We start from the raw sequence: 18,411 nt of genomic DNA on the forward strand, positions 1-18,411 counted from the left end.
AATAATTAACTGTTGTTATTTTCCTTAAATAATACCCTCCTAAAATAAAGCAAGGTAAAATAAAATAACTTCCAACTAAACTCATTATCACTAATTCTACTCCCTTTTCAAAAGACTCCACAAGATTAGTGATTAATCTATGTTCTTTAAAGTTATACATAAATCTAATAATGAAGAAAAAAAGAAACACAAAAACATGTGCAAGTATATAATGCGTAATACCCAACAACCAAGCCTTTTTTATTTTTGTAAAGATATAATAACCAGATAAAAAAGTACTTATCAATGGAATCCAAAACAAAGGAGATAATATAGCTCCTAAACTCGCTTCTCCTAAAAGCAAGTAAACAAATACTAATATTGCTACTACAATATATAAGGTAGAATAGGCTGCATATTTTAGAGATACTTCATTTTTTTCATAATGTCTTTTTTTATAAACACCTACAAGGAATTATACCTTGCAGGTGTTTGATAAGTGTAAACTTATAATTACAATTTACTAACACCCATATTCCAAAGGGTAAAAGCTTGTATATCGGCATTTTCATTAATGGTTTGTTGTACCGATTTACCTGCGCCGTGTCCTGCATTTACATCAATACGAATTAACATAGGGTTGTTGCCTTTGTTTTTGTCTTGCAACTCGGCAGCAAATTTAAAACTATGAGCAGGTACTACTCTATCATCATGATCACCAGTTGTAACCATAGTTGCTGGGTAAGAAACCCCTGCTTTTACGTTGTGTATAGGAGAGTATCCTTTTAAATACTGAAACATTTCATTAGAGTCTTCTGCTGTTCCGTAATCATACGCCCAACCTGCGCCTGCGGTAAAGGTATGGTAGCGCAACATATCTAATACACCTACGGCTGGTAAAGCTACTTTCATTAAATCTGGGCGTTGAGTCATGGTAGCACCTACTAATAACCCTCCGTTTGACCCTCCTCTGATAGCCAATTTACTAGACGATGTGTACTTGTTATCAATTAAATATTGCGCTGCGGCAACAAAATCGTCAAACACATTTTGTTTTTGCATTTTGGTACCAGCATTGTGCCACTTTTTACCATATTCACCACCACCACGTAGGTTTGGTACAGCATATACGCCGCCATTTTCCATCCACACAGCATTTGCTACACTAAAACTAGGTGTTAACGATACATTAAATCCGCCATAAGCATATAGCATAGTTGGGTTGGTACCATCTAACTTTAATCCTTTTTTATGCGTGATGATCATAGGTACTTTTGTACCATCTTTAGAGGTATAGAATATTTGTTTAGATTCGTAATCATCGCTATTGAACAACACTTTAGGTTTTTGATAAACGGTTGATGTTCCTTTAGCAATATCGTACTTATAAATGGTTGCTGGATTGATGTAATTGGTAAATGAATAGTATAATTCGGTTTCTTTCTCTTTGGCTCCAAAACCACCTACGGTACCAATACCTGGCAATTGTACTTTGCGAATTTGCTTTCCTGTAAAATCATACTGAATTACTTCTGAAATAGCATCTTTCATATAATTTGCAAAGATGTAACCGCCACCTGTTGATGGGTTTACCACAAAATTGGTTTCGGCAATAACATCTTTCCAATTTTCTTGTTTTGGATTTGCAATATCAAATGTTACTACACGTTGGTTAGGGGCTTTGTAATTGGTAACGGCATAAAATTGTGTGCCCTTATTATCTAAAATACCCGTGGTTGTATCAAAATTATTTAAAATGGTAACTAATGGTGCCGATGAATTGGTAAGATCTTTTACATACAACTCGTTCCCTGATGTTGATGTAGATGCAGTAATGATTAAATAATTGGCATCATTAGTAACACGTCCGCCTACGTAACGGCGTTGTATTTTATCGCCAAAGATTACTTTATCTTCTTTCTGACTAGTACCTAATTTGTGGTAATACAATTTGTGTTGATCGGTTTTAGCAGAAAGTTCGCTTCCTTTTGGCTTATCGTAGCTAGAATAATAGAAACCTTCGTTTTTATACCAAGACATTCCAGAGAACTTTACATCAACCAACGTTTCACCTATTTGTTTTTTGGTAACGGCATCTAATACAATAATCTTACGCCAATCGCTTCCTCCTTCAGAAATAGAGTAAGCCACCAAGCTACCATCTTTTGTAAACGAAACACCGTCTAAAGAAGTAGTACCATCTTTAGAAAAAGTGTTGGGATCTAAGAAAATTTCTTCTTTACCTGCTTTGTCTTTGCGGTACAACACCGATTGGTTTTGTAAACCGTTGTTTTTATAGAAGTACGTATAGTTGCCCTCAACAAACGGAGCGCCTACTTTTTCATAATTCCATTTTTCGGTTAGCTGTTTCTTTAATTGCTCACGATAAGGTATTTTATCTAGGTAGGCAAACGTAACATTGTTTTGGGCTTTAACCCAAGCAGCAGTTTCTGCAGAACGATCGTCTTCTAACCAACGATAAGGATCGGATATTTGAGTGGTAAAGTAGGTATCAACCACATCTTTCTTCTGCGTTTCAGGATATTTCATTGTATTTGTTTGTGCATGTGCGGTATATGATGTTATCACCGATGCAATAAAGATAGAACGAACTAGCTTTTTCATTTTTACTGTTTTAGATAACCCGCAAAATAAAAAAACTTGCCGAGGTTGGCAAGTTTTTATGATTAAGTTGTGTAGTATTACTTTTTAGTGTATTCTATTGTTTGTACCTCAGAATCAGTTCCAGCTTCATCTTTATACTCTGAAGTGATTTTTGATGGATAACCATCTGCATTGTATTCATAAGTAATTTTAGACGAATTATTATCTTCTGGAAAATCAACATCTTTATAATCATACGATAAAAGATTGTTTACTAAGTTTCCGTTATAAGATAACAAATAAGTAGAGACCCATTTAGGTAAGTTTAAGTTTTTAAAGATACCATTTTTATCATCAAATGTTAAAATTACCTCTTCACCTTCACCATAAGACACTTTAGTGTTGTTTCCTTTACTATCATATGTATAAGTAGCTTCGTCGTCTTTTAATAAATTACCTTTAGCATCTATTTCTAAGATATGGGTATCTGAAACTTTTTCACCATTTACATTTCCATCCAAATTTATAGTAATTGTATTACCATTTTGCTTAAATGTATATATTGTTTTAGAGCTAGGATCAATACTTGCAAAGCTAATTAACTGATTGCCATTGTAAGTAAAAGAGTACTCATACCCATCGGTATCTACAATCTTAGTAACTTGCCCTTTGTTATTGTAGGTAAATGAGGTTACATATCCATCACTTGTCATTTTTAAAGGCAAGTACATTTTAGAAATATCTACTGTTCCTTCATCTGCTTTTTTGTCATCATCATCTTTACAAGAAGTCAATGAGATACTTGCTAATACAATAACTGATAAAATAATTTTTTTCTTAAGTGTTGTTTGTTATTTTTTAGTGTATTCTATTGTTTGCGTGAAATTCCCTTCAACTACTGAATCAACTATCATTTTTACTGGGTAACCATCTGCATTATAATCATACTTAATTGTTCCAGAATCATTATCTTCTGGATCTTCTTCACTTTCGAATTTAATAGTTACTGCATTATTAACCATATTAGGCTTGTAATCTATTATATAGGAAGTAACCCACTTAGGTAAATTTAAGTTTTTAAAAACACCATTTTTAGCATCGTAAGTAAAGGTAGCTTTTTCACCATACTTGTTTGCCATTTGCGTAATGTTTCCATTTGCATCATATGAATAGGTAAAGTATTCATCATCAATTAAATTACCTTTAGCATCAAGAGTTAATGTTTCGCTATCTTCATTTTTACTACCATTATATTCATATACTGAATTTAAAGTAATGGTGTTACCATTTTGTTTATAAGTATAAGTTGTTGTTGAAGCAGTTGATGTAGAAGTATCTATTTCAACAACTTCAACTAACTGATTGTCATTGTATTTAAAAGAGTATTCAAATCCATCACTTTCAACAATTTTGGTTACTTGCCCTTTGTTGTTATAGGTAAAATTAGTAGTATAATCATCTGCTACCATTTTTAAAGGCAAGTACATTTTAGAGATGTCTACAGTTCCTTCATCCGTTTTTTTGTCATCATCATCTTTACAAGATGTTAAAGAAATACTTGCTAATACAATAGCTGATAAAATGATTTTTTTCATAAGTGTTGTTGTTTGGTATTAAAATACAGTTACTTAAAAGTAGTGTTGTATTGAATTGTTGAAATATAACTTTTGGCATCTTCATCGATTACCGTCATTTTACTAGGAAAATTGAATCTATTGTATTCATAAAAAATATTAACATCAATTTCCTCTCCGTCTTCTTGATCTATAAAAGTAGTTTTAGTAAAGTTATTGACAGAATTGGTGTAGAATTTATCTAATGCATAAACCATTACCCATTGAGGTGTTTTTACATTTTTAAAGACTCCATTTCTAAAATCATACTGAAACAAATATTCTTCATCAGGGTTAACTATTTTATTAACATTTCCAGATGAGTCATAACTAAGAGTTGCAAAATCATAATTAATTAATCTCCCTTTATCATCAATCTTTAACTCGTCTGTATATTCTTCTGTATTATTATTGGCAGTATATTTTAAATTGGCAGTAACTTTATTTGCTTGATATGTAAAGGTATACTCTTCCACATAAGACGAAGTTTTTGATTTTGCATCAACTTTCAAACTTATTAATTTATCTCCTTCGTACTTAAATGTACTTAGTGTATAATCTTCAGGATTCGTAGTTTCTTCCTTAATTTCTAAAAATCTATTTTGGGCATCATACGTAAAAGCAATTGTTCCGTCTTCTTCAACAATTTTTAAAGGAACCAATTTTGTACCTCCTTCTGTAGGGTCGTCAGCAGGTACTACATCAGCACAAGACGAAAAAGCAATTCCTGAGATAGCAATAAGAGCTAGAGTAATTTTTTTCATATTTTTATAAATTAAATTTAATGTTTTTAAGATTAAAAAAGTTTAATATAAGAAAAACACTATGTTTTAGCTAATTTCTTATATTAAACATGACACAAATATATACAATTTAATAATTAATACTGTAGGTTTCATTATTAGTTTCACCAGATTCGGTATGTTTAACCAGCATACGCGTAGGATATCCGTTTACAATATGCTCTACTGGATAGGTATAGGTATCTGAAGCTGTATTGGTACTACCATTATTTTGATAGACATAATTTACAGAAACAGGATTGTTTCCTCCAAAATAGAATAAGTCACTATCAGTTAATAACAACACCCATTTAGGTGAAGTTACTCCACTTAATATACCTTTATCATTATTATAACTTACTGTTGTAGTTGATGTATCGTCGCTAATCTTAACAACATTTCCTTTACTGTCATAAGTAAAAGTAGTTACTTCAGATAAGTTATTAAAACTTAAAACCTGACCATTTCCATTAAACTTAACTAAAGTATAATCATTACTCTCGTCTATAATTTTAGCTTCGTTATTTGGTAAATAGGTAATAGTGTAAGTATCTGTTTCAACGCTACCTTCTTCATTATAAACATTTACAAATTTCACTATTCTTCCTTCATTATCATAGGTAAACAGTGTCTCTGTATAGGATGTATTTGAATCTTTATCAGTAACTTTTACCAACTGACCATTTGTGCTGTAGGTAAACTGAATGTTTCCTGAAGTGCTTGTAATGGTTTTAGGTAATTGTTTAAAATCATCTATTTTATCATCATCTTTACATGATGTTAAAGCAAAAACAGATAAAATTAATAACGGGGCAATTATTTTCTTCATAGCTTATTTAATTATTCTGTTGGGTAAACAATTTTTATTGGTTTGTAATACGTTGTAACTCTTTGATTAATATCTGAAGCCTGTACTTTTATAATATAATCACCTTCTTGGTAGGTTTCTGCAGCCGATTTTTCTGGTAACAAAATCGTTTGTATTTGATTGATTTCTGTGAAATATCCTTGCAAATCAATTAACCTTTGTGCAACTGAAAACTCTTTTGGTAAATTATCTTTAGAATAAACTTCATAAGCATATTCATATACCCCCGTTTGATCTGTAAACTTAAAGTTCATTACTAAACTCTCACCAAACTTATACTCTTTATTATCAGGAATGTTGGTAATTTCAATCGTAGGACCAACTGTATCTGGCTCTTCATCGTTACAACTTACTAATGAAACAATCGCTAAAAACAAAAGACAAACGTGTTTAAAAAACTTCATATTTAAATATTTAATTTTCAAAGATAAACGAATAATTTTAAAATTTAGTATGCGTTAAAATGTAAAGAAGACTCGTTACGAGTCTTCTTTTAACATTAATGATTGTGTTCATGACCAATAAATACCTCAACAAATTGCTGATTTTGGTTACCGTTTACATCAATTACGGTTATACCCACATGATAATGTTCTTCGGCAGCATCTGTAGGAATTGATATTGCTTGATTCACTTCAAAATCTTTAGCGCTATTAGGTACATCTTTTGTTATATGGTATTCAAAATCTCCACCTCCTTTTCTAGCTTTATGTTCGTGACCATCTTCAGCCGAATGAATTTCAATTTTATAACTTTTTAGTCCTACGTTATCAGCTAAAGCAGCCTTAAAGTTTAAAGTAGTACCAGGCTCAATTTCTTGATGATCGGTTGGTGAGATGATATTCACTGTTGGTTTTGTTGTATCAGCGTCCTCACTATCTGAACATGCTACAATTGATACGAAACTTAATAAGACGAAACTTAAATTGATTATTTTTTTCATGATTGATTTTACTTTTTAATTAATTGGGATTGTTAAAAAAACTTGTACAGATCTACCAAACTCTGGAATATCCAACGCGCGGTAAAAACTGTTGTGGTGGTAATACACTTTGTTAAACAAATTGTTTACCTGTAAGCGAATTTGAGGTTTCACGCTTTTAAAATTTAAAACCGAACTCCATTGCGCATTAAAAAGGGCATATCCTGGAGTTACCTCTTCGTTTTGGGCAATTCTATTTTGCGCTAAAGCTACCTTTGTACTTACCTGCAACTGATTTTGTTGAAAAAAAGACACATCGTTAAATAAATAACTCGCTTTAAATTGCCCATTAATAGGTGTTGAAAACGGCAAAGGGTAATTAACACCATTGTCACTAATTTGTTGGTTGTATAAATAAGCAAACTGCGCTTGCAAACCTAGTTGTTTTAATTGGTATTGCGCATCTACCTCAACACCTGTAAGCATTGCTTTAGATTGACTATACTCATAAACCTGACCACCGTGAGGCAAAATAGAAAAACTGCCTGTAGGTTTTAAGAAAATATAATTAGTGAAGTAGTACAAATAGGCACTTGCGTTTATTTTGAAATTTTTAATGTGGTAGTGCTGACTTAAATCAAAAGCCCATCCTTTTTCAACATCTAAATTAGGATTTCCTTTTTCGTGGCGAAAAGCCCCATGATGAATTCCATTAGAACTTAATTCCATGGCTGTTGGAAATCTAAAATTAGATGCTACCGTAAACGTACTTTCCCAATCTTCGGAAATTTGGTACGATACGCCTAACGTCACATTTCCTCTTGAAAAATCTTTGTTTAACGCGTTGCTTCGTTGTGCGTTTTCTTTAGCGGTATCTTCTTTTGTACCACGATTGATAAGATATTCATATAAAACATCATCAAAATACGAAGCTACTTTCATGTTAGCTACATCATACCTTGCCCCCAATTCAACATTTAATTTTGGGTTGATGTTCCATAAATGCTTTCCAAAAACAGCAACATTCCATCTATCATACTTTGGCATTAAATAACTATACCCATCAATATCGTTTACTTGATATTGCTGTTGTACACCAAATGTTGATGTATGATCTAACAACCAATCTTTCTTATAAGTTAGTTCGGTATTAAAGGTATTTAGTTTAAAATCTAACTCTAAATTAGGATGTAACTCTGGTGCTACTTGGTTGGAATAATGCGAATGAAACAGGCTGTTTTCTTGACGATGATTACGTTGAAATCCTACTTTTAAGTCCCAAACATCATGCGTTTGCAACCATTTGGCATGATAGGTAATTTTGGTATGCTTTACTTCTTGATTAGGCATACCTACGTTACGATCATTGCCATCGGGCTTTGCATCATCAACAGACGGAATACCATGCGCACCTGCAAAAAAACCAGAATTACTTTGAAACTGACTTACACTTAAAATACTTTGAAAGTTATCCGATATATACCCCCATTGCCCATAAACCGAAAATTCGTTTCCAGCAGTGTTGGTCATCATACCATTTGTTAAAGGTATTTTTGTGCCTAAATAGGTAATTTCATCAACAGGTACTTTATAATCGGCATAAGAACTGTACGATGTTTTTAACTTATAAAAATGATTGTTCTTTTTATAGGAAACATTCAAACCATTTGCCCACGATTTATTTACACTATGCCCTGTGGTTACATATTGTGCTTTAAAACCATTGGCTGGTATGGTTTCGTTGTTAACAGCTACCACTCCGGCAATCGCGTCCGATCCGTGTGTAATAGTGCCTACACCTTTAATAATCTCAACACTTTCGGTAGTTAAAGCATCTATTTCTAAGCCGTGATCGGCACCCCATTGTTGACCTTCTTGTTTAATACCATTTTCGGTTACCGCCATACGGGTAAAGCCTAAACCACGCATCATGGGCTTGGCAGTTTGCGATCCTATAGTTACCGCATCTAACCCTACCACATTAGCAAGTGTTTTAGCTAAACTACCACTGTAATTTTCTTGAAGATATTTTTGATTAACTTTTTGCTGATTGTAAGCATTTTGTTGGGCAGTATGTATAACAACCGTTTCCAAGGTTTCTTCTTCGTTTAAAACAATCGTTAGTTCTTTTGATTGATTTAACTGAATAGTTTCTTGATACATACCATAACCAGCCGCTGAAACTTTTAAAACATAAGTTTCGCTTGTAAGGTTTTGAAATGTAAAAACGCCTTGAGAATCGGTATCAACACAATTACTGCTTAAATCGATATGACTGTTAGGTATACGTTCGCCCATAGCATTTTGCACCACACCTTTTAAAATATGTTGACTGTAAACGCCATAGCTAAGCATACACAAAACAATCGTTATAAATAAACGCATTTGTGATACTATTTGTATTTGTAATTTTCTTAATGTAATAAATTATACAAAAACAGGAGGTCCGCGAAGTTGAACAAAATCAAACGAAGTTTCATGTAAAGATACATGGTAAGCAACATTTAATTTTGGATAATAAGTAGTAGGATAAAAGTGAATTACATCTGTAGAAACAGTTGTAAATGGACTTAAAGTAAAATGACAAATTTGACAATCATCAGAATGATGACTTGCATATTTATCGTGTTTTGTATGCTGATGAGATGTTTCTGATAAATAATCAGTAACTAAATGCGTATAAGTATGCACCGATTGAAACATAAGCGTTACCATAACGCACATGCTTAAGAACATCGATATAAAACGCTTATTTAGTCTCATTTTACAAAAGTAACCATTTTATTTATTTGTTGCAACGAATTGTTTTACAACTGTTTCTTTCTTTGGTAAACCTTTCTTGATACAAAGTAAAAATAAATCAATCCTATAAAGGCTAGTAAACCAGACAATAAAAACAAATGACCAAAACTTGAAAACGCCGTTGCCAAAAAACCACTTAATACCATACCTATACCAATGCCTAAATCGTAAAAAGAAAAGAAGGTTGAATTGGCTGTACCACGCTGATCGTTTGTACCTATATTAATAATCATTGTTTGAAAGGATGGCGATGCCATACCGTAACCTAAACCAATAAATAATGCCGAACCAAAATACAACAATTCAGATGTTGCCAAACCAAAAGCGGTATATCCTAATGTAATAATAAATAAAGACGTTAACATTAAAGGCGTTACATAGCCTTTATCTAACAACCTACCCGCAAAAAAACGCGAAGCTGCCATACCAATAGCCATAAACAAAAAGAAAAAGCCTGTACTGGTTATTTTTAATTCGTTTAAGCCAAACTTAGCTGCATACGTAAAAACCATTCCAAAACTAATTGCAATAAACAAAACATTAACCCCAATAGGCAATGCGGGTTTTAATATAAATCGATCTAATGATAGTATTTGTTTTTCTTTTAAAGCGCGTTTAGGAACCTTTATAAACAAAGCCGTAATCAACCCAATAATACCAACGGTAATGGTACTGTAAAAATTATATTCAAACGGATAATGCTCATACAAATACAAACCAATAAAAGGTCCAATTGCCATGGCAACCGTTGTGGTTAATCCAAAAAAGCCTAACCCCTCACCTCTACGAGCCGATGGTATAATATCAATAGCTACTGTACTACTGCTTGTGGTTATAACACTCCACGTTACGCCATGTAACATACGTGCTATTACAAACAATACAAGGGTTGATGCCCACATATAACCAAAGTACACAAACACAAAAAAGAAATACGCAATAATGTATACCTTTTTGCGTGAATACGCATCAACAATATACCCCGAAAACGGACGTACAATTAATGTTGCTATAATATAACTTGCCAAAACCAATCCAGTTTCAACTTCGGTAGCACCATACTTAGTACCAATATAAAAGGGCATAGTAGCACCAATTAAGTAAAAAGCAAACCCCATTAAAAAGTTTGCAATGCAGGCATTCATAAAATTGCCCGACCATAATTTATCTTTCATACTATATAAAACCAAGAAAAGTTTCTACTTGTTATAGAAACTTTCTTAGTACGTTTTGTAAAATTATAAGGTTGTTATCCTATTAAATGGTTTGCTAACAAATATTCGGCAATTTGAATGGTATTGGTTGCAGCACCTTTTCGTAAGTTATCGGCAACAATCCACATATTCAATGTATTTGGCTGACTTTCATCTCTACGGATTCTTCCTACAAATACCTCGTTTTTATTTTGTGCGTACAAAGGCATTGGGTAGGTAAACGTATCTAAATTATCTTGTACCATAATTCCTTCCGTTTCTTGCAACAAGGCACGTACTTTGTTTACATCAAAATCGTTTTCAAACTCAATATTAACCGCTTCACTATGTCCACCAACTACCGGAATACGCACAGCAGTAGCCGTAACCTTAATGGTATCGTCGCCCATAATTTTTTTGGTTTCATTGGTCAATTTCATTTCTTCTTTGGTATATCCATTGTCTAAGAAACTATCGCAATGAGGAATAGCATTGCGGTGAATTTGGTATTTATATGCCATTTCACCTTGCACGCCATTGTATTCGTTTTCTAATTGTTGTACCGCTTTTACACCTGTACCTGTAATAGATTGATAGGTAGAAACCACTACACGCTTAATGTTGTATGCCTTGTGCAAGGGTGCCAATGCCATAACCAACTGAATAGTAGAACAGTTAGGATTGGCAATAATTTTATCGTCTTTAGTTAACACATTTGCATTGATTTCTGGAACAACCAATTTTTTGGTTGGATCCATTCTCCAAGCCGATGAGTTGTCAACAACCGTAATACCTGCCGCGGCAAACTTTGGTGCCCACTCTAATGATGTTTCTCCACCTGCCGAAAACAATGCCACATCGGGTTTCATTTCAACGGCTGTTTGCAAATTTACCACCTTATACTTCTTATCCTTAAAAGCTATTTCCTTACCAACCGATTTCTCCGATGCTACCGGAATTAATTCTGTTACAGGAAAATTACGTTCTGCTAAAACATTTAGCATTACCTCGCCAACCATTCCGGTTGCGCCAACTACAGCTACTTTCATAGATAAATTTGGGTTAATGATTTAAAATTTGCAGTAGCAAAAATAGGTAATTTTAAGTTATGTTTTTATACCCATTATTTTGTTTTTAATAACACATAACGTTTTCACTTTTGTTTGCGGTTATTAATGCTCAACATAGTAATATAAAACCAACTTTAATGATAAGGATGAATTTACTAAACTATGCTTAGCACTAAACTAGACATTACTTATTTAGATATGATACTAACTAGAGTTTACAATGGAACACAGTTCATTAAATTTGAGATTACGAACACAACGTCGGTTCAAACTAGCTTGACAAGAACTTGTTATTAATCTTAATTATGACACGAGTTAGATATCCTCACAAACATTGAAAACAATTGGTACATGCCATATATATAGAACAACTTGCGTTGTTTGTATTAATTAATAAAAATTCGTGTAAAGATACTTAAATTTAGTTTTCTGTAATAAAACCTTAACGTTTTATGAGCAAAAACTAATATAAGTAAAAAAAGACTATAGTAATACATCAGTTTAAAAAAACAAAAAAATCCATCTTTATATAAGATGGATTTTTATTGTTACTGTTCTTTAATTAAGTAAATATATACCGGAAAGTGATCACTAAAACCAGGCTCTCCGCTTAATTGGTTACGCAATGGGTACCCTTTGTATTGTCCTGTTTTTTGTACCAAGAAAGGTTTGTTAAAAATACCTACTTTCCAATAACGGTAAGAAGAATAGTCTTTTCTTAACAAAGGCTCTGATAAAATAATTTGATCAAAAATATCCCAAGCATCGCGGTAAGCAATGGTACCGTGCCCCTCTTTATACAATTGGTACATAGGGTTAAACATGCCGCCTTCTTTCACTTCTTCTTTCTTTGCTTTGGCGTTTAATACTTCTTTCACCGATTTATTATATGGTCCATCATTTAAATCGCCCATCGTCATTACTTTTGCGTTTGGGTTGATTTGATATAAAGAATCGATTATTTTTTTGTTTAAAGCTGCGGCTGCCTCACGATTAGGGCTGCTTTTCTTTTCGCCACCAGAACGCGATGGCCAGTGGTTTACAATAAAGTGCATTTCTTCACCATCAAGCAAACCTGTAACCAATAGTTGATCGCGAGTATAAATACGTTTGCCTTTACCGTTGTTATCGTTTTTATACTTGGCATCGCTGGCATCATAAATATATAACGGTATGTTTTTAGAGCTTGTTGGTTTAAAGTGTTTGGTTTGATAAAGTAACGCTACATCAATACCACGACGGTCTGGCGAATCGTAATGCACAATACCGTAACCTGCTTTTTGCAATTTGGGCATGGCTACTAAATCTTCTAACACTTTTTTGTTTTCTAATTCGCTAACCCCTAAAATAGTAGGCATATTTGGGTTTTCATCGGTACCTATTTCAGCAATAGCTCTGCTTAGGTTTTCTAATTTTTGTTGGTATTTTTTACCATCCCAGCTGCGTTCTCCTTTCGGTGTCCATTCTTCATCGTAAATTTTTTCATCTCTAATGGTATCAAACAAGTTTTCTAAGTTGTAAAAACTTACGGTATGTACCATATACGATTTTTTTTGCGCCTGTGTTGCAACAGTACCGCCAAGCAAAGCTACTAAAAGTAGTAATTTTAGTTTCATAACAATATTAAGTTAACATGAAGTTTTAAACAAAACTGTTGACAAAATTAATTAATATTTATAAAATATATACCTTTGCAGCATGTTAAGTTTATTTTAAGCTTCGCAAATTTTAAATAACTCATTATTAGTTTTTTATGAAAAAATTACTACTTTGTATTTTTTTAATGCTATTTACAGTGGCATCTTGGGCACAAGAAACAGAGTTACGTGGTTTGGTAGTTGATGCAAAAACGCAGAAACCCTTATTCAATGTAACAGCAAATTTAACCAACACTAATTTATCGGCAACTACAAATGAAGAAGGTACGTTTGTAATTACAAACCCAACTGCGGGTAGCCAAGTGTTGCTTATTAACTTTACGGGGTACACCCAAAAACGTTTTGCTTTAGAAGTTTCTACAACAGAAAGTATCGATTTAGGTACTATTTATTTAGAAGAAGATTTAACTTCTGAACAACAGTTAAGTTTAATTACGTTAACCGAAAACGATTTAGGTGATGACAATTCGGGTTCTGAAACTACTTCGGGTTTACTACAAGCATCACGTGATGCTTTTCAACAAGCAGCAGCTTTTAACTGGGGGCAAGCACGTTTTAGAGTACGTGGACTTGATAACGAGTATGGAAATACGTTTATTAACGGTATTTCTATGAACAAAATTTACGATGGTCGCCCGCAATATTCTAACTGGGGTGGTTTAAATGATGCTACACGTAACCAAGAGTTTACCACAGGATCAATGCCAGATGATTATACTTTTGGTGGTATTTTAGGTAACCAAGCTATTAACACACGTGCATCGTTTATGCGTACAGGTACTCGTATTTCTTTATCGGGTACTAATACCAACTACAACGGACGTGCTATGGCAACTTACGGATCTGGTATGACAGCAAACGGATGGGCATATGCAGCATCAGGATCGTATCGTATGGCAAAAGAAGGTTTCTTTGATGGAACAGATTACGATGCAAAATCGTTCTTTTTAGCTATCGAGAAAAAAATCAACAGCAAACACAGCATCAACTTATCTTCTATTTACGCGCAAAACAGCCGTGGTAAAAACTCGCCAAACACACAAGAAGTAATTGATTTAAAAGGATACAAATACAACTCATACTGGGGGTATCAAAACGGTAAAAAACGCAACTCTCGCGATAAAGATGTAGAAGAGCCTTTATTTATTTTGAGCCATTACTGGAACATCAGTGAAAAATCGAGCTTAAATACCAATGTAGCATATCAGTTTGGAAAAATATCAAACACTCGTTTAGATTACAACGGTGCTAACAATCCAGACCCTACCTATTATAAAGAATTGCCAAGTTATTACATGAACTTGCACAATACAGATGGTGCCAACCCAATTTGGGCTCCTAATTATACTAAGGCTGATGAAGCAAGAGCTAATTTCTTAGAAAACGCTCAAATTGATTGGAACCGTTTGTACAAACAAAATGCTAAAGACTCATTAGGCGGTGCTTCTGTAAACGCTTTATATGCAGATGTTATGCAAGACAAACAGTTAACAGCTAACACCTTATTTAACACACAATTATCAAACATCATTGGTTTTAATGCTGGTTTAACGTACCGCAATTTATATTCTGAAAACTATCAAGAAATGATTGATTTATTAGGTGGATCATATTTAGTTGATAAAGATTTATTCTTAAAAGCTGAAAACGGTGACTCTGACTTAAACAATCCTAACAGAAAAATTTACGAAGGAGACCGTTACGGATACAATTACATTATGCGCGCTAATGTGGTAGATTTATTTACTCAGTTTAAATTTAACTTTGGTAAGTTTGATTTCTATTTAGCACAAAACGCATCGTACACAGATTATCAAAGAGATGGTTTGTATAAAAACGGATTGTATGCAGATACTTCTTTTGGAAAAGGACAAAAAGTATCGTTTGAAAACTACGGTTTTAAAGGGGGTGCAACGTACAAAGTTACTGGTCAACACATTTTAAACTTTAACGCAAGTTATTACACCAAAGCGCCATCAATTCGAAACAGCTACTCAAACGTACGCATTAGTGATGCTACAATTGACGGTTTAACAGATGAGAAAGTTTTTGGTACCGATTTAAGTTACATCATTCGTACACCTAAATTAAAAGGTCGTATTGGTGCCTATTTCAATGAAATTAAAGACGCTGCTGAAGTTGCTTTCTTCTATGCCGATGGTATTGATGTAGATACAGACACCCCTAGTGATTTTGTTTCTGAAGTAACACGTAACATTAGCAAACAAAGTATGGGCTTAGAGTTTGGTGCAGAATACCAAGCAACTAAAACCATTAAAGTTACTGCTGCTGCCAACTTTGGCCAGGCAATTTACTCAGACAATGCAGATGTTTACTTAAACGTAGACAGCCGTCGTGAAAATGGTTTAAACCCAATGGTAAACTACGGTACAAGTTACATTAAAAACTACCGTATTGCAGGAAGCCCACAACAAGCATACTCTTTAGGAATTGAATACCGCGATCCTAACTATTGGTGGATTGGGGCTAATGCTAACTTCTTAACCGATTTGTATTTAGATATTTCGCCATTGTTAAGAACCAACAATTTCTTTGCAGAACCAGGACAAAGTGGTGCCGCTTTTTCTGATATTGATACCAACACAGCGCGCAACTTATTAAAACAAGAAAAACTAGACGATATTTTCTTATTAAATATTACAGGAGGTAAATCTTGGAGAATTAGCGGAAAAACCTTTGGTTTCTTTGCCTCTATTAACAACGTTTTAGGTTTAGAATACAAAACTGGTGGTTTTGAACAAGCACGTAATGCAAATTACCGCGAATTGTTAATGGATCACGCAAGTGGTACACGTTCATTTGGTCCTAAGTATTTCTACGGGTACGGCAGAACTTATTTCTTAAACTTATACATCAACTTTTAATTGAAAGTGATATGAAAAAAATAAATTATATATTCCCTATAGCGGCTATTGCTCTTACAAGTTTGTTTACAGCATGTAGCCCAGAAGATGAGCAAGTATTACCTAAAATTAACAATACTATTTTTGAAGTAGATTTTAAAGGTGCTAGCACAAAAGAGTTTGACGAAACACCTTATACTAATTTTGCGGAAGCAGGTACAAGAAAATGGGAAGGAAAAAAAGACGCAAGATCTGAGAACGAATATTACGAATTTTCACCTTTTCAAAGCAACCAACAGTTAAACGTTGCGTGGTTTGTAACCCCAGCCATTAATATTGATGCGGCAAATGTAAAACGTCTTACTTTTCAATCGTCACAACACCACGTAGTAAACAGTACCAATAACAACTTAGAGTTGTATGTTTCTAACAACTTTACAGGCGATGTTGCTACCGCTACTTGGGTAAAATTTGAGTTTAAAAAACCTGAAGCTGGTTCTAAAAACTATGTATGGGTAAATTCTGGTGGTATTAACTTAAAAGAATTTAGCGGCAACATACATATTGCTTTTAAAGCAACAGGCGGAACTGCAAGTGCAAACGCTGGTTCTTATATGATTGATAACATTAAAGTATTTTAATTAAAGTAACAATGAAAGCTATAAAATATACCTTTTTAAGTTTAGCAATTGCTACAACTTTAATAACAACAAGCTGTGCCAATAGCGACGATGTTTCGGTACCAACTATTGAGTACCACCAAGCTACACCTACTATAACATTAGACCAATTGTATGCTAAAGCAAACACAACATTGCAACAATATACAGAAAACGATATTATAGAGGCATATGTATCATCTAGCGATGAAGGCGGTACGTTTTACAAATCGGTATCTTTTCAAAATTTAGAAGGTACTTTAGGTTTTTCGGTACCCGTTGATATGTACAACATTGTAAACGATATGGCTCCAGGGCGCAAAGTATACATCTATTTAAAAGATATGCACTTTATGATTGCCAATGGATCTTTGGTTGTAGGTGATATCTTTGAAGAAACAAGTGTGGGTAGAATGTCAAAATCTGATTTCTACAAAAAAGTACTGCCTTCAAATGTCAAAGTAGCTGAAAAAGATTTGGTACACACCAGAACGCTTGCTGAATTAAAAAGCGACAAATACATAAACACTTTAGTAGAAATTGAAAAAGTACAATTTGCTGATAAAGCAGTTGGAAAAACGTACTACGATGCGGCTAATGTTTTAGGCGGTGCAACCAATCACAATATTGAAGACGCTACAGGTACCATGATTTTTAGAACAAGCGAGTTTGCTAAGTTTGCATCACAGGTTGTGGTGAAAAACAGCGGTAAAATTCGTGGTGTTTTAACTAAGTTCAACAGCGATTACCAATTTATGGCGCGCACATTTAATGATATTCAGTTAACAGAAGATCGCATTGGCGAAGATCCTGGAAACGGAGAAGAACCAACTGCACCAACCAATCTTTTCTTTACTGGATCAGATTTTGAAAACTGGGCTAGCTTTACAGGTGGTGTAAACAACTTTGGTTTAAAATCATATGCTGTTCAAGGTATGGGTACTGGGGCTTTAGGCACTAACTCGTTACACATCAATGGTACGCCAACAGCTAATGATTATGTTTTCACTATTATGGCATCAGCTAAAGGAACCATTCCTGCAACACCAACCAAAATTACGTTCTGGGTAAAAGGTACATCAACCAAATCATTATCTTTAAACATTTACCGTGCTGGTTCAGGATACGATGTATTTAACGTATCTAACCTAAACAGTATGGCAGTAACATTAAACAAAGCCGATCTTAATGATGCAGGCAATGGTACTAATGCGTATGCTGGCACAATAGATACGAATGGCAAATGGGTTAAAGTAACCTTAAATATTTCTAATGTTGCTATAAACACGGCTGCTACTGGTGATATTTTTGCTCTAAAAGTAGGTAGCAATGCTGCTTATGATTTACATATTGATAATTTTGAAATTCATTAAGAAACAAAATCACATCATCATAAA

The 18,411-nt window shown here is 33.8% G+C and carries 15 protein-coding genes; 3 read left to right on the forward strand and 12 right to left on the reverse strand.

Features of this window, described 5'->3' with window-relative positions; translation table 11 throughout:
- Positions 1-492 precede the first annotated feature (492 nt).
- The 12 genes from H1R17_RS03685 to H1R17_RS03740 form a co-directional block, all read right to left on the reverse strand.
- Positions 493-2,529 carry a prolyl oligopeptidase family protein gene (locus H1R17_RS03685; protein ID WP_370520249.1) on the reverse strand — a complete coding sequence of 679 codons (2,037 nt, stop codon included), beginning with the start codon at positions 2,527-2,529 and terminating at the stop codon, positions 493-495.
- Between the two features lie 152 nt (positions 2,530-2,681).
- Complete coding sequence (locus H1R17_RS03690) at positions 2,682-3,377, reverse strand: hypothetical protein (protein ID WP_163431400.1); 696 nt, start codon at positions 3,375-3,377, stop codon at positions 2,682-2,684.
- Positions 3,378-3,434: 57 nt separating this feature from the next.
- Positions 3,435-4,178, reverse strand: coding sequence for a hypothetical protein (locus H1R17_RS03695; RefSeq protein WP_163431401.1), 744 nt, complete (start codon positions 4,176-4,178; stop codon positions 3,435-3,437).
- A gap of 29 nt (positions 4,179-4,207) precedes the next feature.
- A complete protein-coding gene (locus H1R17_RS03700) occupies positions 4,208-4,960 on the reverse strand; it encodes a hypothetical protein (RefSeq protein WP_163431402.1) in 753 nt (250 codons plus the stop codon).
- A 109-nt stretch (positions 4,961-5,069) separates the two neighbouring features.
- Entirely contained in the window at positions 5,070-5,807 is a 738-nt protein-coding gene (locus H1R17_RS03705) for a hypothetical protein (RefSeq protein WP_163431403.1), read from the reverse strand.
- A gap of 11 nt (positions 5,808-5,818) precedes the next feature.
- On the reverse strand, positions 5,819-6,250 hold the full coding sequence (locus H1R17_RS03710; protein WP_163431404.1) for a hypothetical protein: 432 nt from the start codon (positions 6,248-6,250) through the stop codon (positions 5,819-5,821).
- 95 nt (positions 6,251-6,345) lie between these two features.
- Positions 6,346-6,789, reverse strand: a complete 444-nt coding sequence (locus H1R17_RS03715; protein WP_163431405.1) for a DUF4625 domain-containing protein — start codon at positions 6,787-6,789, stop codon at positions 6,346-6,348.
- 15 nt (positions 6,790-6,804) lie between these two features.
- Positions 6,805-9,153 carry a TonB-dependent receptor gene (locus H1R17_RS03720; RefSeq protein WP_163431406.1) on the reverse strand — a complete coding sequence of 783 codons (2,349 nt, stop codon included), beginning with the start codon at positions 9,151-9,153 and terminating at the stop codon, positions 6,805-6,807.
- A 42-nt stretch (positions 9,154-9,195) separates the two neighbouring features.
- The gene (locus H1R17_RS03725) at positions 9,196-9,531 is read right to left on the reverse strand and encodes a hypothetical protein (RefSeq protein WP_163431407.1); all 336 of its coding nucleotides are present in this window, start codon (positions 9,529-9,531) and stop codon (positions 9,196-9,198) included.
- A gap of 44 nt (positions 9,532-9,575) precedes the next feature.
- A complete protein-coding gene (locus H1R17_RS03730; RefSeq protein ID WP_163431408.1) occupies positions 9,576-10,745 on the reverse strand; it encodes an MFS transporter in 1,170 nt (389 codons plus the stop codon).
- A 74-nt stretch (positions 10,746-10,819) separates the two neighbouring features.
- Positions 10,820-11,812 carry an aspartate-semialdehyde dehydrogenase gene (locus tag H1R17_RS03735; protein WP_163431409.1) on the reverse strand — a complete coding sequence of 331 codons (993 nt, stop codon included), beginning with the start codon at positions 11,810-11,812 and terminating at the stop codon, positions 10,820-10,822.
- A 569-nt stretch (positions 11,813-12,381) separates the two neighbouring features.
- Complete coding sequence (locus H1R17_RS03740) at positions 12,382-13,449, reverse strand: endonuclease/exonuclease/phosphatase family protein (RefSeq protein WP_163431410.1); 1,068 nt, start codon at positions 13,447-13,449, stop codon at positions 12,382-12,384.
- A 137-nt stretch (positions 13,450-13,586) separates the two neighbouring features.
- Here H1R17_RS03740 and H1R17_RS03745 point away from each other — a divergent pair, with 137 nt between their 5' ends.
- The 3 genes from H1R17_RS03745 to H1R17_RS03755 are packed head-to-tail and all read left to right on the forward strand — an operon-like array spanning position 13,587 to position 18,387.
- Entirely contained in the window at positions 13,587-16,376 is a 2,790-nt protein-coding gene (locus tag H1R17_RS03745) for a TonB-dependent receptor (protein ID WP_163431411.1), read from the forward strand.
- A gap of 11 nt (positions 16,377-16,387) precedes the next feature.
- Positions 16,388-16,996: a hypothetical protein gene (locus H1R17_RS03750; protein WP_163431412.1), complete on the forward strand. Its 609-nt coding sequence runs from the start codon at positions 16,388-16,390 to the stop codon at positions 16,994-16,996.
- 11 nt (positions 16,997-17,007) lie between these two features.
- Positions 17,008-18,387, forward strand: a complete 1,380-nt coding sequence (locus H1R17_RS03755; RefSeq protein WP_163431413.1) for a DUF5689 domain-containing protein — start codon at positions 17,008-17,010, stop codon at positions 18,385-18,387.
- Positions 18,388-18,411 lie beyond the last annotated feature (24 nt).

The organism is Flavobacterium sp. xlx-214, from assembly GCF_013874595.1.
Classification (GTDB): domain Bacteria; phylum Bacteroidota; class Bacteroidia; order Flavobacteriales; family Flavobacteriaceae; genus Flavobacterium.

What these genes read in the sequence shown, in the direction of transcription:
- H1R17_RS03685 (WP_370520249.1), bottom strand. Translation starts at nt 2,529, where the DNA reads ATGAAATATCCTGAAACGCAGAAGAAAGATGTGGTTGATACCTACTTT.
- H1R17_RS03695 (WP_163431401.1), bottom strand. Translation starts at nt 4,178, where the DNA reads ATGAAAAAAATCATTTTATCAGCTATTGTATTAGCAAGTATTTCTTTA.
- H1R17_RS03700 (WP_163431402.1), bottom strand. Translation starts at nt 4,960, where the DNA reads ATGAAAAAAATTACTCTAGCTCTTATTGCTATCTCAGGAATTGCTTTT.
- H1R17_RS03705 (WP_163431403.1), bottom strand. Translation starts at nt 5,807, where the DNA reads ATGAAGAAAATAATTGCCCCGTTATTAATTTTATCTGTTTTTGCTTTA.
- H1R17_RS03710 (WP_163431404.1), bottom strand. Translation starts at nt 6,250, where the DNA reads ATGAAGTTTTTTAAACACGTTTGTCTTTTGTTTTTAGCGATTGTTTCA.
- H1R17_RS03715 (WP_163431405.1), bottom strand. Translation starts at nt 6,789, where the DNA reads ATGAAAAAAATAATCAATTTAAGTTTCGTCTTATTAAGTTTCGTATCA.
- H1R17_RS03720 (WP_163431406.1), bottom strand. Translation starts at nt 9,153, where the DNA reads ATGCGTTTATTTATAACGATTGTTTTGTGTATGCTTAGCTATGGCGTT.
- H1R17_RS03725 (WP_163431407.1), bottom strand. Translation starts at nt 9,531, where the DNA reads ATGAGACTAAATAAGCGTTTTATATCGATGTTCTTAAGCATGTGCGTT.
- H1R17_RS03730 (WP_163431408.1), bottom strand. Translation starts at nt 10,745, where the DNA reads ATGAAAGATAAATTATGGTCGGGCAATTTTATGAATGCCTGCATTGCA.
- H1R17_RS03735 (WP_163431409.1), bottom strand. Translation starts at nt 11,812, where the DNA reads ATGAAAGTAGCTGTAGTTGGCGCAACCGGAATGGTTGGCGAGGTAATG.
- H1R17_RS03740 (WP_163431410.1), bottom strand. Translation starts at nt 13,449, where the DNA reads ATGAAACTAAAATTACTACTTTTAGTAGCTTTGCTTGGCGGTACTGTT.
- H1R17_RS03745 (WP_163431411.1), top strand. Translation starts at nt 13,587, where the DNA reads ATGAAAAAATTACTACTTTGTATTTTTTTAATGCTATTTACAGTGGCA.
- H1R17_RS03750 (WP_163431412.1), top strand. Translation starts at nt 16,388, where the DNA reads ATGAAAAAAATAAATTATATATTCCCTATAGCGGCTATTGCTCTTACA.
- H1R17_RS03755 (WP_163431413.1), top strand. Translation starts at nt 17,008, where the DNA reads ATGAAAGCTATAAAATATACCTTTTTAAGTTTAGCAATTGCTACAACT.